Consider the following 14884-nt stretch of genomic DNA (forward strand, 5'->3'; position numbering starts at 1 on the left):
GTGGGACTCCTTATTGATGGGAAAGGTGGAGGCCCGGTACGGTCGCTGACCGCGCCGGGCCTCGGAGGGAATCTAGCCCGCGGGAAGTAGCCAGTCTTCTGCAGACTTTTCCCAGGACTTCGTGCCCGACCGCAAGACGACGGGCCAACCGCCGGGCGTGTACTCCTGTTTCGCGATCTCGTCGAACTGATAGGAATATGCCATCATCGGGCTCTCGATAGGTGTCATCTCGTGGAGCGCCTGTGAGACCGACTCGCGGTCATAGTTTCCTTCCATGCTCTGCAGCACCTCAACGAAATTCATGGCCGCGAGATAGCCGCCCTGGCTGAATGACGTCAGATCGATCCCGTTCTCCTCCATCAATCCCCGCCAGTCGGCGTTGATTTCCGAGACCTCCGTGAAGGGATAGAACTCAGCGGGAATATGGGCCCCCGCACCGGCCCATTCCAGTGCCGAGGCAAAGTTCTCGCTGTAGACGCTGGTGAGAAATAGGAACGTAACGTCTTCCCAACCCTGCGCCTGCGCCGCCTTCACTTGGCCGATAGCGTCAGGCTCCATCGCATTGACGGCGATCGCGTCGCAGCCGGCGTTCTTCGCCTTCACCATGTAGGAGCTATAGTCAGAGCCTCCGTACGGCAAGGTGTCGTCGACGTAGTGCGGTTCCTTGCCGGTTATCTCTGCCCACCGATCGACGCCTGCTTGGTATGCCGGGGTTGTAGAGCCTGCGATCTCGAGGAGCACACAAATGTTCTCCAGTCCGAGGTTCTCGGAGCCGTTGAGCAACGTGAGTGTCATGTCGTTGAACGGGCCGAGATTCACCGGGGCAATGCTTTCGGTATTGAAGCACCCAGCATCGACTCCAATACCTGGCATTGACAGTACGTCCTCTTGGGCGTAGTAGTCCTGGTTGATGTCACACTCGATGAGCGAAGCACCGCCCACCAACGCGACGACCTCGTCGCTGCCAACAAGTTCGCGTGCGGCCGCAGTTGCTGAAGCCGGATCGCCCTTATCGTCAATGGTCTTGTAATCGATCATGTGGCCGTTGACGCCGCCTTCTGCGTTGACACGATCGAACACAGCCTGCGCGGCCTCACTGGATTCAGCGAATGTCGCGGCACCGCTGAGGGTGCTCACCGAACCAATTCTGATCGGGGCAGTGTCGCCGCCGCCGGCGCACCCGCTGAGCGCGAGTGCCCCCGCGACTCCGAGCGCCACGACTCCGAGATAGCGATTATTCATGGGAAAGTCCTTTCGCAAGGGAGCGAATCATGCGGGCAGGAAAACGGAGTTAGATCGGTTCGACATCGGGATACGAGACCGCACCGAGCGGGTATACATGGCCACCGGCCCGGGAGTGCTTTGCGTTCCCGTCTTCCGCGAGCCCGAGGAAGACTCCGGTCGTTCGGAGCGCGTAGCTGAGATCGTGGAGCCACACACTCGCGACAGGGATCCGAAACTCACGGAAGCAGAAGAGATAGAGTCCATCCGCAAACTTCCAAGTTGTGGTCATTTCCGTGTCGCCGTGGCCGCGCTGAACTCCCTGAACACACTGCCAGGCGTAGCGCTCGCTTGAGATATAGATGTGCTCGTAGAGGTGATGGGGGCTGTATCGGTAGAGATTGCGCTTGCCGATGAGATCCCGGCTCGGAGCAGGAACCTCCCCGCTCGGGCGCCCGCCTCCGGTGACACCAGCCCAGAACTCTTGGCCCACCTGGGGCACGCCCTCTGTGGGCGCATCCGCAATGCGTGATCGCACAACCAAGGCACGGTGCGTAGTCTCGGAATACACGACCGTAATCGCCATGTGTGAGCTCGACTCGAGTGGGAGATGCACGAACACGACATCGTCCCTCACGCGGACCGCATCATACGGGTCGGTGAGTTCGGCCTCGGTTGCGAGTGGGCCTGTCGCTTTCCAACGCACGTGATCTGACGCGAATGCGAGTGACAACTTTGCGCCCTCTGCATAGCTCACATCGAGGTGGACGCCAGACAGGCTGCTGCTCGCAGCTCTGTACGTGTCGATACCGGCCGCGAAGTCGTCGTAACTGAGCCACTCGTCCGACTTGGCTGGCGTCAGATCATTGCTGGGAATCGTTTCCATGGGAGAACACTCCTTTGTGCCGCGATGTATTTTGTTCAGCGGAGGCCCGGCTCAGGAGAGCGCATTTCTGGGCGACGCTGCCCCGTCCTTCGCTCAGGAGCGTACGCAGCATGCAGGGCTTTTTACACGGCCTCTAAGGCGGGCCTGCCGTCTGAGACAACGGCCGTGCCCTCCGAGTCATCTCGCGTCACGGAATGGTTGCAATTGCAGCGCGTCCGGTCCGCTTCTCCCGAGAACCCAGACGGGCGGGGTTGAGGAGGTGAGCACCATGTCAGAGCTCGGTGGATCATTTCTTCCGCAGAGTACGTCCTACGAGTGGGCATAGTCGGCTTTTTTGAGACTCTGAGATATTCATACGGGTACGGAATACGTGGCCCCCACTCGAAGACGCCCGCCCGATGGCGAGGAGCGCGGATCCGGCATGGTGTCGTCAACCTCGACTTGCGGAGGGAGATCGCGAGTGCGTCGTGGATGAGTGGTGAGACACATGTTCGCGCCCTGCACATGTGCGCAGTCGGTGTGCTCAGCATCGGGCGTGAAACCGAGCCGTCCCGGGCAGGGCGCGGTCTCCCCGCGTGCTTCCTACCTGCCCGGGCAAGGAGGGATCCGTATCAGGTGTGCGTCATCACGCGCTGCGCACGATTCGTGATTCCGCCGTAGGCGCTCTGAGGGGTCCCGCGGTGGTGGCGCGTGATCACGAATGCATACCGGGACCGCGACGGGGTGCTGCGTGGCGGCCCCGACGCGTCCCCGGGACGCGGGCCGAACGGGCGGATCAGCCGAGCCGGAGCACGCTGGGGGAGACGCCGTAGGCGGACTTGAAGACGCGGCTGAAGTGTGCGGCGTCGGAGAAGCCCCAGCGGCTCGCAATCGCCGAGACGGTGCGGTCCGCGAGCACAGGGTCGAGGAGGTCGGCGCGGCAGCGCTCGAGCCGGCGCTCACGGATCCAGGCGGAAACCGTGGTGTCGGCCTGGCGGAAGAGCGCGTGCAGGTGCCGGGTCGAAATGAAGTGCGCCGCCGCGATGGATCCGGGGCTGAGCTCGGGCGACGCGAGATGCTGGTCGATGTGCGCCGTGATCTTCTGGAGCAGGATCTGGTGCGGATCCCGGCGTGCGGGATCCGTGTCGAGGATGCTCGAAAAGAGCGTGCCCATGAGATCGAGGCTCGTGTGGGCAAGCTTCGCGCGGATCCGCCCGTCGAGGGGTTTCAGCTGCGCGGGGAACTGCGACAGGAACGCGGTGATCACGGGGGCGAGGCCCTGATGCTCGCGCCCGAGCGACACCGCGGTGAGCTGCTCGGTGAACGGAATCGGGAGTTCGAGGCGATCTTTCGGGAACATCATGATGAGGTTGCGGAAGTCCTCGCCGAACAGGAGGGAGTAGGGGCGCGAGGTGTCGTACACGGACAGGTCTCCGGCGCGCATCACAACCTCGCGGCCGTCCTGCACCAGAATGCTGCTGCCGGAGAGGAGCAGGCTCACCTTGTAATAGCCACTTCCGCCGTCCGCGATGTTCTCCGGCGTGCGCTCGACGAGATGGGGGCGCGCGGTGACCTCGGTGAAGACGACGTCATCCGCTTCGGCGGAATCGGTGCGGCCGGCGAACGGTTCGTCGTTTTCCGTGGTGACGCGCAGTGGGACAAACGAGGAGCTCACGAGGCTTCGGAACTCGGTGATCCCGTGGGCCAGATGCGATGCCGGCTGTGCGTGGTTCAGATCTCGCGGGTCCGCGGTCCGCATGCCTCATCACCTCACTGCTTCAGTCCAGCGGATCGGCCCGTGGCGCTTCGGGCAACGACGCCGCTCTTTCCGAGAGAATACACCCTAGACCTCCGAGAGTGTGTCGTCGAGGGCGTCGAGCAGGATCGGAAGTTCCGTGGCACCGAAGGCGAGCGGCGGCCGCACCTTCAGCACGTTGCTGTCGCGCCCGATGCGGGAGATCAGGACTCCGCGGGATTTCATCCCCTCGACGACCTGCTTCGCGATCTGCGGGGCAGCCGCCCCGGCGACGGCGAAGTCGAGCCCGAGAAACATGCCCGTCCCCTTCGCGGAGCGCACGAAGTCGTGACGTTCCGCGAGCGCGCGGAAGCGGGCGAGTGCCACCGCGCCCAGTTCGCCCGCTCGCTCCTGGAGCCGCTCGGCGGTCATCTCTGCGAGCACCGCTTCGCCGACGGCGGCGGAGACCGGGTTCCCGGCGAAGGTGTTAAAGAACTCGTTGTGCGCGCCGAACTGGTCGAGCACGGCCTCGCTCGTCACCACCGCGGACATCGGGTGTCCGTTGCCCATGGGCTTGCCCATCGTGACCAGATCCGGCTCCATCCCTACCGCGGCGTGCCCCCACATGTGGCTGCCCGTGCGGCCGAAGCCGCTCTGCACCTCGTCGGCGATCACGAGCCCGCCAGCGGCGCGGACACGCTGCACGATGCCGTCCACGAGCCCCGCGGGAATCCGCGGCATCCCTTCCGTGGAGAACAACGGGTCGAAGAGCGCGGCGGCGACTCCGAACCCGGCCTCCTGGAGGGAGCGGATCGCGGTGTCCAGTTCGGCCAGCGTGGTGGCGAGCACCTCGGACTCCGGGCGCGAGTCGGTGTCCAGGTCCGGGATGCGGAACGCGCGGATGTGCGGTGCGAGGGGCTCGCGGGTCTGCAGCCCGGTGGTGAGCTCCGCGAGCGTGATCGTGGTGCCGTGGTAGCTGAAGTCGGACACGATCATGCCGACCGCCCCGGTCTGTTGGCGGGCGATTCGGATCGCGAGCTCGTTGGCCTCGGAGCCGGAGTTGCCGTAGAGCACGCGGTCCAACCCCGGAGCGAACGTGGCGAGCAGCTGTTCGGAGTAGTCGATGACGCGATCGTTGAGGTAGCGGGTGTGGATGTTGAGTCGCGCCGCCTGATCGGCCATCGCCGCGACCACCCGGGGGTTTGCGTGCCCCACGTGCGGCACGTTGTTGTAGCCGTCCAGGTAGCGTCGCCCCGAGGCCTCGGTGAGCCAGGCACCGCTGCCCGAGACGAACTGCAGCGGCTCGTCGTAGAACAGGGGGGAGTAGGGGCCGATCGTGCGGTTGCGGCGGGCGATGAGCGCGGCGTTCGAGGTCATGCGGGTCTCCTGAGGGTCGGGCGCGGACGGGTCGGGCGGGTGTATCAGGTGGCGGCGGGTGTTGCGAGCAGACCGCGCGCGAGGCCGACGACGTGGGGGAGCACGTCGGTCGCGAGCCACTCGGGCGTCGCTTCACCGCGGCGATCGGCCGCCCAGCCGAGATAGGTGAGGCCGCGGGCGAGCAGGATCGCGGGAAAGGCGGCGTGGTCGGCGGCATCGAGGGGGCGGACGGCTTCGTAGCCGGAGAACAGCGCGGCCCGATACTCGGCCGCGCGCGGGTGCGGGGTGAAGAAGAACACCGCGGTCGCGAGGTCGAAGAGGTGCCAGCCCGCGGCGAAGTCGTCGAAGTCGATGAGCACGAGGCCCGCGGGCGTCCGCAGGACGTTCTCGGGGGTGAGGTCGGCGTGGATCGGGCCGAAGCGGTGGGCGGGGGTGCCGTAGTCGAGCAGCATGGCGCGCACCCGGTCGAGCGCGGCGATCACGGTCTCGCGGTCCTCGCCCGCGAGCTCGGCGATCCGGAGCGGATCCCCCCACGCGAAGTTTGGCCCGACGAGGCCCTCGAGGTCCCAGTCGTCGCGCGGCACGGACATGCGGTACCCGGAGCGCTCGCTCGCCGCGTGGACCTCGGCGGCGAGCCGGCCGAGCTGGACGAAGTCGGCGGGGTCGAGCTCGGCGGTGCCGTCGACCGCGGTGTGCTCGTTCCCGAAGTTGCCGTAGTTCTCCAGCCTGAGCTGCAGGTCGACCTGGTGGGGACCGGCGGCGGTGTCTCCTCCGACGACGCAGAACTCCCGACCGTCCGCGGTCTGCACGAAGGAGGGGACGGCCACGCCCTCGCCCTCGAGTGCGCGGACGAACTCGAGCTCGCAGGACAGCTCGGCGTCGCTATGGTACCCCCGGCGGTGCACCCGGAGGACGTAGTTCGTGTCGTTGGCGCGCAGCGCAAACACGATGTTTTCGCGGTGTTTCAGGAGGCTGAGCTCGGTGTCCGGGGAGATCCCGTAGTGCGGCAGCGCGGCGCGGGCCAGGGCAATTCCTGCGGCGAGTTCGGCGTTCGGCATGCGCGTCCTTTCGGGGGTCGGACACGGCCGTCGTTGGCGCGTGCCGCGAAGTTCTGTACTCGGAGTATAGAAAATATACGCAGCGTTCACAAGCGTCCACGGCTCCGCCTAGACTGGGGGGTATGACCGTCGACGCCGCACCCCCTCAGATGACGTTGCGCGAGCGGCGGCAGCACCGCACGCGGCGCGAACTCGTGGACGCGCTGCTCCACGTCATTGCCGAGGGCGGCGTCGACGCGGCCACGATCGAACGGGTCTCCGCGCAGTCGGGGATCTCGCGCGGGACCGTGTACGCCCACTTTCCCGGCGGGCGCGACGAGCTCCTCCGGGCGGCGTATGCGGCGCTCGGCGAGCGCCTCGTTGCCCGCTCCCGCGCCGCCGTGCTCGCCGCGGACGATTGGCGGGGCCAGCTCGCGGCCCTCGCCCGCGAGATGTTCACGCTCGCCGCGGACGCGCACACGGGACACTTCTTCAACGTGTCGGGGCCGACGCTCATCACCGGCGGATCGGAACGCGGAATCGGGTCCGGGGCCAGCGTCGTGATGATCGAGGAGGCCATCGCGCTTGCTCAGGCGGACGGTGGCGTGGACCCGCGCGTGGACGCCGCGGCGACGGCCGTGCTCCTGGTGGGCGCGCTCCGGGAGGCCGCGATGCGGGTAGCGGCGGGCCTCGACTCCGCTGATCGGGCCACGGCCGCGTTCGACCGGCTCGTGGCGGGTCTGGCCGCCACGGCGTAGCTCGCGCTCGCGACGCCCTGGATCGTGCGCTGCGAGTCGGTGCAGACGGCTACGCGGGGGAGGGGTGCGCCACGGTGGACTCGCGAGCACCCGCCGCGGCGAGCTCGGCCGAGCGGATGAGTGTCTCGATTCCCAGGAGGTACGTCTCGTGGTCGTCGAGATCGGCGAGCGGGCCCGTGAAGCGCGCGATCTGCGGGTAGACCCGCGGATCCGCGAGGATGGGGCCATCGAGCCAGGGCGAGCCCTCCGTCGCCGTCTGCTCGTCGCCGCTCTCGATTCGTGCGCGGGCGATTCCTGACGCGGTTGAGAGGAGGTAGGAGGAGAAGAGCGCGTAGTGGCGCACCACGTCATCGGGGGTGAGGCCGGCGCGGTCCAGGGCGTCAAGGATGAGTTCAATGGCGCGGAGCTCGCCCGGCCCGTGCGTGGTCAGCACCATCGATTCCGCCGCGATGGAGGGGTGTGCGCAGTACTCCACGAGCGTGCCCAGCGCGAGCTGCCGGATCCGGTTGCGCCAGTCCTCGGGCGGGGCGGTGACCCCGTCCATGGCGCGGACGTGCAGTTCGTCGAGGAGGGCCTCCATGAGGTGGGACTTGCTCCGGAAGTGGCGGTAGATCGCGGAGGGGTCGACGCCGAGCCGCAGTCCGAGGGCCTTCGCGGAAAACTCGTTGGAGCGGGTTTCGGCGGCGACGGCGAGACCCGTGGTGACGATCAGCTCGGTGTCGAGCTTGATCTTCCGGGCACCCCCGCGGCGGCGGGTGGACGATGCGGCGGGTGTCGCTGCGGACGGCGCGGACATGGGGCTCCTCTCCAGCGCCCAGCGTAGAGCATCGGTGCGGCTTCGCAGCGCGCGAGGCGTCAAGTTCACGACAATGACAAACGCTTTGTCAAAGGCTTTGACAAAGTGCATAGACCTCGATTACGCTCCAGATCAGCTTGATTCAGAGTCGAACGAGGAGCGTCATGGCCAGCAAGATTCCACACGAGGTGCTGTTCTCCGGAGGGGCCGTATTTACGGGACGCGGTGCGCCGCTGCACGGCATGTCCGTGATGGTGAGCGGAGGCACGATCGTCGCGGTGCTGCCCGACGCCGACGCCGCAGCGCTCGCGGGCCCCGAGACCACCCGCGTCGACCTGGCCGGGGCACTGCTCTCACCGGGGTTCCAAGACGCGCACATTCACCCCATCAGCGGCGGGGTCGAAGCGCTCCAGTGCGACCTCACCGAATCCGAGGACGCGTCCGACGCGGTGCGTCGCATCGCCGAGTATGCGGCGGCGCATCCCGAGGAGCCGTGGATTCTCGGGGGCGGCTGGTCCATGGACCATTTCCCGGGCGGGGCCCCGACTCGGGCGCTCATCGACGCGGTGGTGCCGGACCGGCCCGTGCTGCTCATGAGCCGCGACCATCACAGCAGCTGGGCGAATACCGCGGCGATCCGCGCGGCGGGCCTCGACGGGGCCACCCCGGATCCGGCGGACGGCCGGATCGAACGCGAGGAGGGCGGATTCCCCGCGGGGACCTTCCACGAGGGTGCCGGGGATCTGTTCGCCGGCGTCACACCCGAGAACTCCCCGGAGCTGAACTACCGGGGACTCCTCCACGCGCAGGACAAGCTCATGGCGCTCGGGATCACCGGCTGGCAGGACGCCTGGGTGGGTGCCGCCGGCACCGCGTACGGGTCGGTCGACATCTACGAGCGCGCCGTGGCCGAGGACACACTCCGGGTGCACGTGGTCGGCGCGCAGTGGTGGGAGCGCGATCGGGGCCTCGAACAGATCGAAGAGAAGCTCGCGCTCCGGGACGAGCGCCGGGCGAGCGGCACCGCCGACCGATTCGACCTCGGCACCGTCAAGATGATGCTCGACGGGGTCGCGGAGAACTTCACCGCCGCAATGATCGAACCGTACCGGGACGCGCAGGGCCACGACACCTGCAACCACGGCATTTCCTTTGTCGATCCCGAGATCCTCACCGAGGCCGTCACCCGCTTCGATGCGGCCGGGATGCAGGTGCATTTCCACGCGCTCGGCGACCGCGCCGTTGCGGGTGCCCTCGACGCTGTCACCGCTGCCCGCGCAACCAACGGCCCGAGCGAGGCGCGACACCATCTCGCACACCTGCAGGTGGTGACCGAGGCCGACGCCGCCCGCTTTGCGGAGTCAGGCGCCACCGCGAATCTGCAGATGCTCTGGGCCACCCACGAGGATCAGCTCGATACGCTCACGCTGCCCTTCCTGCAGGAGGGCGCCGTGCGCCGGCAGTACCCGTTTGGGGACCTGCAGCGCGGCGGTGCCCGGCTTGCCGCGGGCAGTGACTGGCCGGTGTCCTCGGCCGATCCGCTCGCCGCGATCCACATCGGGGTCACCCGCGTCGGTCCGGACGTCGCCGCGGGGCCGCTCGGCGGGGAACGCCAGCGCCTCGACCTCGAAACGGCGCTCGCCGCGTACACCTCGGGGAGCGCCTACGTGAACCACCGGGACCACGACACCGGCACGATTGCGTCCGGGTATCTCGCGAACCTCGTGGTGATCGAGCCCGATCCGTTCACGCTCGCCCCCGACGAGCTGCACCGCGCGCGCGTGCGCGAAACCTGGATCTCGGGCGAGCGTGTGTACGCCCGACCGCAATAAGCCACCACGTCCTGCCACCCATCCCAAAGGAGAACACCGTTGTTCACGACACCGAAACGCCGCCGCGGCGCGGCCCTTATTGCGGGCCTCACGATCGCGGGCCTCACCCTCACTGGCTGCTCCGGTGGCGGATCCAGCGCCGGATCCGCGCCGCTCGACTGGGAGATTACCGACCAGACGGCCGCGCCCTCGGGTGATATCGACCAGATCACCTGGGCCAGCTATGCCGAACCGTTCTCGCTCGACTACGCCTACGCATTTGACTACTCCGATAACCAGGTACTCGCGAACGTGTGCGAATCGCTGCTGCGGCTGAACCCCGACTTCACGTTGGAACCCGCCCTCGCGGAGTCGTTTGCGAACCCGACCCCGACGACCTGGGTGTACCAGATTCGCGACGGCGTGAAGTTCCACGACGGCACCGTGATGACCGCCGCTGATGTCGTGGCGTCCATGCAGCGCCACATCACCCCCGAGCTCGGATCCTCCTGGTTCAGTGTGTATCAGAACGTCGCCTCGATCGAGCAGACCGGCGCGCGCGAGGTGACCGTGACCACCACGATCCCTGACTCCCAGTTCAACCTGGGAATGGGCGGCTCCGCCGGCGTCATCGAATCCGCGGCCACGCTGGCCGAGGCCGGCGCGGACTACGGCAACTCCAGCACGGGCGTCAACTGCACGGGACCCATGCAGTTCGACTCCTGGAAGTCCGGCGAGAAGATCTCGCTGAGCCGCTTCGCCGACTACTGGAATCCTGAGCTCGCGGCAAAGTCTGAGCGCTTCGACTTCGTGTTCATGACCGACGCAACGGCGCGCAGCAACGCGCTGAAGTCGGGCGAGGTGGACGGCACCTGGCTGCTGCCCATGGACGCCGCACAGAACCTGCAGGGAGCGGGCGGCGATGTGCTCTACGGCATGAACACCGCCGTCTCTAACCTCATCGTCTCCGACATGACGGGCCCGCTCGGTGATGTGCGTGTGCGCCGGGCGCTGCTCATGGCGCTGGATCGCCCGGGCATTCTCGAAGCCATGAACAAGGGTGTGGGAGAGGTCACCGACGTGCTCACGACCCCATCGGTGTGGGGTGATGCGGATCCGACCGTGGCGGACGCGGCATTCACCGAAATCGAGTCGTACCCGCACGACGTCGAGGCCGCGAAGGCGCTCGTCGAGGAGGCCGGGGCAACCGGGGCGAGCGTGAAACTCGTCACCGCGCCGATCAACCAGGACTTCGCGGTGGTCTCCCAGGCCACCGCCGCCGCCGGCAAGTCGATTGGGCTCGACGTACAGATCGAGACGGTCACCCCCGCCGCCTACACCACCCTGTTCGCGGACCCCGATGCCCGAGCGGGCGTCGACCTGTTCTACACGCAGTGGTATCTCTCGAGCCCGGACCCGCTCGAGATGTACTCCGTGCTCCGCACCGGCGAGTTCTCGAACTACGGCAACTGGTCGAACCCGGAGTACGACGCGCTCGTCACCGAGGCGGTCTCGACGATGGATCCGCGGGCGCGCAGCGAGCTCACCGCCCAGGCTCAGCAGCTGGCCAACGCGGAGCTCCCGTGGCTGCCGCTCGTGACCGCCCCCAATGCCATGTACCTGGGGGAGCGCGTCACGGGACTCTCGCCCTCGATCAACTTCCTCTACTACCCCTGGGCGGCGACCCTGGGCGCGCGCTAAGCGCCCCGGCTCTCGACCCACTGCATACTCGCTGGCCGGCGGGCATCTCCGCCGGCCAGCACCACGATTTGGAGACCCCACGATGACCTACGTGCGGCGCATTGCATCCAAGCTGGGCGCGCTCCTGCTCACGCTGTTCCTCGCTTCGCTCCTGGTGTTCTTCTCGCGCTTCATCGTTCCGGGCGATCCGGTCCGATTCTTGCTGCGCGGGCGGAAGCCCAGTCCCGAAGCGGTGGCCGCCGTGACCGAGCAGTTCGGCCTCGACCTGCCCCCGTGGGAGCAATACCTGAACTGGGTGTTCGGGATCTTCCGCGGCGACTTCGGCCGATCCCTACAGTTTCGGCAGGACGTCGCGACCGTGATCGGTGACCGGCTTCCCGTCACCCTGGGACTGGTGGTGCTGGCCGGTGCGATGATCGCGGTCGTCGGTATTGGCGCGGGCGTCATTGCCGCGCTGAACCGCGGCAAGCTCGCTGACCGGGCCACCCTGATCTTCCTCACGGTGCTCGGCGCGATCCCCTCTTTCGTGGGGGCGATTGTGCTGATCGCGGTGTTCGCGGTGACCCTCGGCTGGTTCCCGACGTTCGGCACGGGCGAGGGATTCTGGGATTCGCTCTGGCATCTCTTCCTCCCGGCGCTCGCGCTCGCGATCTCGTTTGTGGTGCTGATCGGGAAGGTGACGCGAAGCTCCATGGTCGAACAGATCGGCAAGGAGCACGTGGAGGTGGCAACGAGTCGCGGTCTGAAGCGCGGCACCGTGATCCGTCGCCACGTGTTCCGCAACGCGATCGGCCCGATCGCGACGGTCAGCGGCGTGCTCGTCGCCGGGCTGCTCGTGGCGAGCACCATCGTCGAATCCGCGTTCGGGATCTCCGGACTCGGCTCGCTGCTCGTGCAGTCCGTGGACCGCCTCGATTTCCCCGTCGTGCAGATGATCGTGCTGCTCGTGGTGACCGCCTTTGTGGTGGTCAACGCGGTGGTCGATCTGCTCGAACCCCTCATTGACCCCCGGGCCGCGGCAGGAGCTGATGCACGATGACTGTTCCCAACCCCACGACCGCGGTGCGCGTGATGCGTGCGCCGCGCGCCCGCCGCTCGACCACACTCTTCACCGTCAGCGTGATCGTGCTCGCCGCGGTCACCCTGGCCGCCGCGTTCGCGCCGTTCGTCGCGCCGTACGATCCGGACGCCGTCGACTTCCTCGCCTTCAACGGCGGCCCGACGGCCGCGCACTGGCTCGGCACCGACGGCCTCGGCCGTGACATCCTCAGCCGGATGATCTGGGGCGCGCGGACGGCGCTCCTCGGGCCCCTGCTCGTCGTGGTGTTCTCCACGATCGTCGGGATCCTGCTCGGCCTGCTCGCGGGCTGGCGTGGCGGCTGGATCGATGCCGTGCTCAGCCGGGTTTTCGACGTGATCTTCGCGTTCCCGGCGCTGCTCATCGCGATCATGGCGGTCGCACTGTTTGGCAAGGGCCTCGTCGCCCCGGTGATCGCCATGAGCCTCGCGTACGCCCCCTACGTCGCGCGGCTCACCCGCTCGCTCGTCACCGCGGAACGGAACCGACCGTACGTGTCCGCGTATCGCGTGCAGGGCTTCGGCGGGGCGTGGATCGCGCTGCGCCGGGTCCTGCCGAACGTGGTCCCGATCGTCGGCGCGCAGTCGACGCTGAACTTTGGCTACGTGCTCGCGGAGCTCGCGGGCCTCTCCTTCCTCGGGCTCGGCGTGCAGGCACCCGCGTCCGACTGGGGCGCGATGATCAACGAGGCGCAGCCCGGGATCGCCGGCGGCCACTTCCTGCCGGCCGTCGTCCCCGCGATCGCCGTGGTGATCGTCGTGGTTGCCGTCAACATCATCGGCGAGGAACTTTCGGAACGAATCGGAGGGGGTGTGTCCGCATGACACTGCTCAACATCACAAATCTCACACTCGATCTCCCCAACGGCACGCGCCTGCTCGATGGGATCTCGCTGCGCGTCGAAGCGGGCGAGACGGTGGGCCTCGTTGGCGAGTCGGGATCGGGCAAGTCGCTCACGGCCCGCTCCGTGCTCGGCCTGCTGCCCGGCGGTGCGAGCATGGGCGGCAGCGTGGTCTGCGAGGGGCACGACGTGCTCACGGCGGGCCGGGCGGAACTCCTCCGCGTGCGGCGTTCGAGCGCCGCGATGATCTTCCAGGACCCGCGTGCCGGCATCAACCCCATGCGCACGATCGGCGATCACATGACGGAATCGCTGCGGCTGTGCCAGGGGGTTCCGGCCCCGCAGGCCCGGGCCGCCGCCACGGAGCTGCTCCGGGCCGTGCGCCTGCCGCGCCCGGTGGATCATCTGAGCCAGTACCCGCACGAGTTCTCCGGCGGCATGCTGCAGCGGGTCATGATCGCCGGGGCGCTCACCAGCGCTCCGAAACTGCTGATCTGCGACGAGCCGACCACCGCGCTCGATGTGACGACCCAGGCAGAGATCGTCGAGGTGCTGCGCGAACAGCGGGCGGCGCGCGGCATGGGCATGCTGTTTATCACGCACGACCTGAATCTGGCCGCATCGATCTGTGATCGGGTCGTCGTCATGGCCGGGGGTCGGGTGGTCGAGCAGGGGAGCGCGCGCGAGATCTTCACCACCCCGGGCGCGGACTATACGAAGCGCTTGATCGCCGCAACCCCGAGCGTGACCGTGTCGGATCCGGCACCCGCTCATCCGGCACCCGCTGATTCTGCCGCGTCTGCCGCGTCTGCCGCGTCTGCTGAGCCCGCCGAGCCGCTGGTGCTCGTCCGCGAGCTCTCGAAAACCTACCACCCGCGCGGCCGCGAGGCCGTGCACGCGGTGCGGGGCGCATCGCTCGCGATCCCGCGCGGCGGATCGCTCGGTGTGGTCGGGGAGTCCGGATCCGGAAAATCTACCCTCGCGCGCATGATCATCGGGCTCGAACAGCCGGACGCGGGCGAGTTGCGGATCGCGGGTGTCACCCGAACGGACGTGCCGCGCGGCAAGGCCGAGCGTCTCGCCCGTGCCCGCAGCGCGCAGATGGTGTTCCAGGATCCCTACCTGTCGCTCGATCCTCGCATCCCCGTGGGGCAGACCGTCGAGGACGCGCTGCGTTTGCACGCCCGGCTGACCGGGGCCGCCTGCGCCGAGCGGGCGCTGCAACTCCTCGACGACGTGGGCCTGAGCCGGGACCACGCCCAGGCGTTGCCGCGCACGCTGTCCGGCGGCCAGCGCCAGCGCGTCGCGATCGCCCGGGCCATCGCGATCGAACCGGAACTGCTGGTCATGGACGAGGCGACGAGCGCGCTCGACGTGTCGGTGCAAGCGCAGGTGCTCGATCTGCTGGCCCGGGTGCGCGCTGAGCAGGGGCTCACGATCCTGTTCATCAGTCATGACCTCGGCGTGGTGCGGCGGGTGTGCGACGACACGCTCGTGATGCGCCGCGGAGAGATCGTCGAGAGCGGGCCCACCGAAGGCCTGCTCAGCGACCCGCAGCACGAGTACACGCGCATGCTGCTCGATTTGGTGCCGCGTCCGGCGTGGGCGTAGCCGGCAGTCATACTCACGCAGCACCCCACGCCCCTATCACTCCTGGGAGAACA

Annotated in this window: 12 protein-coding genes; 6 read left to right on the forward strand and 6 right to left on the reverse strand. The window is 67.8% G+C overall.

What is annotated here, in order from left to right; translation table 11 throughout:
• Window positions 1-72 precede the first annotated feature (72 nt).
• The 5 genes from D3230_RS12170 to D3230_RS12190 all read right to left on the reverse strand — a co-directional run bounded on the left by D3230_RS12170 (window position 73) and on the right by D3230_RS12190 (window position 6256).
• Window positions 73-1242 carry an ABC transporter substrate-binding protein gene (locus tag D3230_RS12170; RefSeq protein ID WP_202345313.1) on the reverse strand — a complete coding sequence of 390 codons (1170 nt, stop codon included), beginning with the start codon at window positions 1240-1242 and terminating at the stop codon, window positions 73-75.
• Between the two features lie 49 nt (window positions 1243-1291).
• Complete coding sequence (locus tag D3230_RS12175) at window positions 1292-2107, reverse strand: MoaF C-terminal domain-containing protein (protein WP_202345314.1); 816 nt, start codon at window positions 2105-2107, stop codon at window positions 1292-1294.
• A 775-nt stretch (window positions 2108-2882) separates the two neighbouring features.
• Window positions 2883-3845 (reverse strand): AraC-like ligand-binding domain-containing protein, encoded by a 963-nt coding sequence (locus D3230_RS12180; protein WP_202345315.1) that lies wholly within the window; start codon window positions 3843-3845, stop codon window positions 2883-2885.
• Between the two features lie 84 nt (window positions 3846-3929).
• Window positions 3930-5198: an aspartate aminotransferase family protein gene (locus D3230_RS12185; RefSeq protein ID WP_202345316.1), complete on the reverse strand. Its 1269-nt coding sequence runs from the start codon at window positions 5196-5198 to the stop codon at window positions 3930-3932.
• Window positions 5199-5242: 44 nt separating this feature from the next.
• Entirely contained in the window at window positions 5243-6256 is a 1014-nt protein-coding gene (locus D3230_RS12190; protein ID WP_202345317.1) for a phosphotransferase enzyme family protein, read from the reverse strand.
• Between the two features lie 122 nt (window positions 6257-6378).
• On the opposite strand from D3230_RS12190, the gene D3230_RS12195 reads away from it, so the two are divergent.
• Entirely contained in the window at window positions 6379-6993 is a 615-nt protein-coding gene (locus tag D3230_RS12195) for a TetR/AcrR family transcriptional regulator (RefSeq protein ID WP_202345318.1), read from the forward strand.
• Window positions 6994-7042: 49 nt separating this feature from the next.
• Here D3230_RS12195 and D3230_RS12200 read toward each other — a convergent pair whose 3' ends face one another.
• On the reverse strand, window positions 7043-7789 hold the full coding sequence (locus tag D3230_RS12200; protein WP_237467485.1) for a TetR/AcrR family transcriptional regulator: 747 nt from the start codon (window positions 7787-7789) through the stop codon (window positions 7043-7045).
• Window positions 7790-7953: 164 nt separating this feature from the next.
• Here D3230_RS12200 and D3230_RS12205 point away from each other — a divergent pair, with 164 nt between their 5' ends.
• From D3230_RS12205 to D3230_RS12225, 5 genes are all read left to right on the forward strand, one after another.
• Window positions 7954-9621 carry an amidohydrolase gene (locus tag D3230_RS12205; RefSeq protein WP_202345319.1) on the forward strand — a complete coding sequence of 556 codons (1668 nt, stop codon included), beginning with the start codon at window positions 7954-7956 and terminating at the stop codon, window positions 9619-9621.
• A 39-nt stretch (window positions 9622-9660) separates the two neighbouring features.
• Window positions 9661-11301: an ABC transporter substrate-binding protein gene (locus tag D3230_RS12210; protein WP_202345320.1), complete on the forward strand. Its 1641-nt coding sequence runs from the start codon at window positions 9661-9663 to the stop codon at window positions 11299-11301.
• Window positions 11302-11383: 82 nt separating this feature from the next.
• Window positions 11384-12340 (forward strand): ABC transporter permease, encoded by a 957-nt coding sequence (locus tag D3230_RS12215; RefSeq protein WP_087012105.1) that lies wholly within the window; start codon window positions 11384-11386, stop codon window positions 12338-12340.
• On the forward strand, window positions 12337-13203 hold the full coding sequence (locus D3230_RS12220) for an ABC transporter permease (RefSeq protein ID WP_202345321.1): 867 nt from the start codon (window positions 12337-12339) through the stop codon (window positions 13201-13203). The genes D3230_RS12215 and D3230_RS12220 overlap by 4 nt, the downstream gene beginning before the upstream one ends.
• Entirely contained in the window at window positions 13200-14831 is a 1632-nt protein-coding gene (locus D3230_RS12225; RefSeq protein WP_202345322.1) for a dipeptide ABC transporter ATP-binding protein, read from the forward strand. The genes D3230_RS12220 and D3230_RS12225 overlap by 4 nt, the downstream gene beginning before the upstream one ends.
• The last annotated feature ends 53 nt before the right edge of the window (window positions 14832-14884 follow it).

It is taken from the genome of Leucobacter chromiireducens subsp. solipictus (assembly GCF_016758195.1).
In the GTDB taxonomy this organism is placed as follows: domain Bacteria; phylum Actinomycetota; class Actinomycetes; order Actinomycetales; family Microbacteriaceae; genus Leucobacter; species Leucobacter solipictus.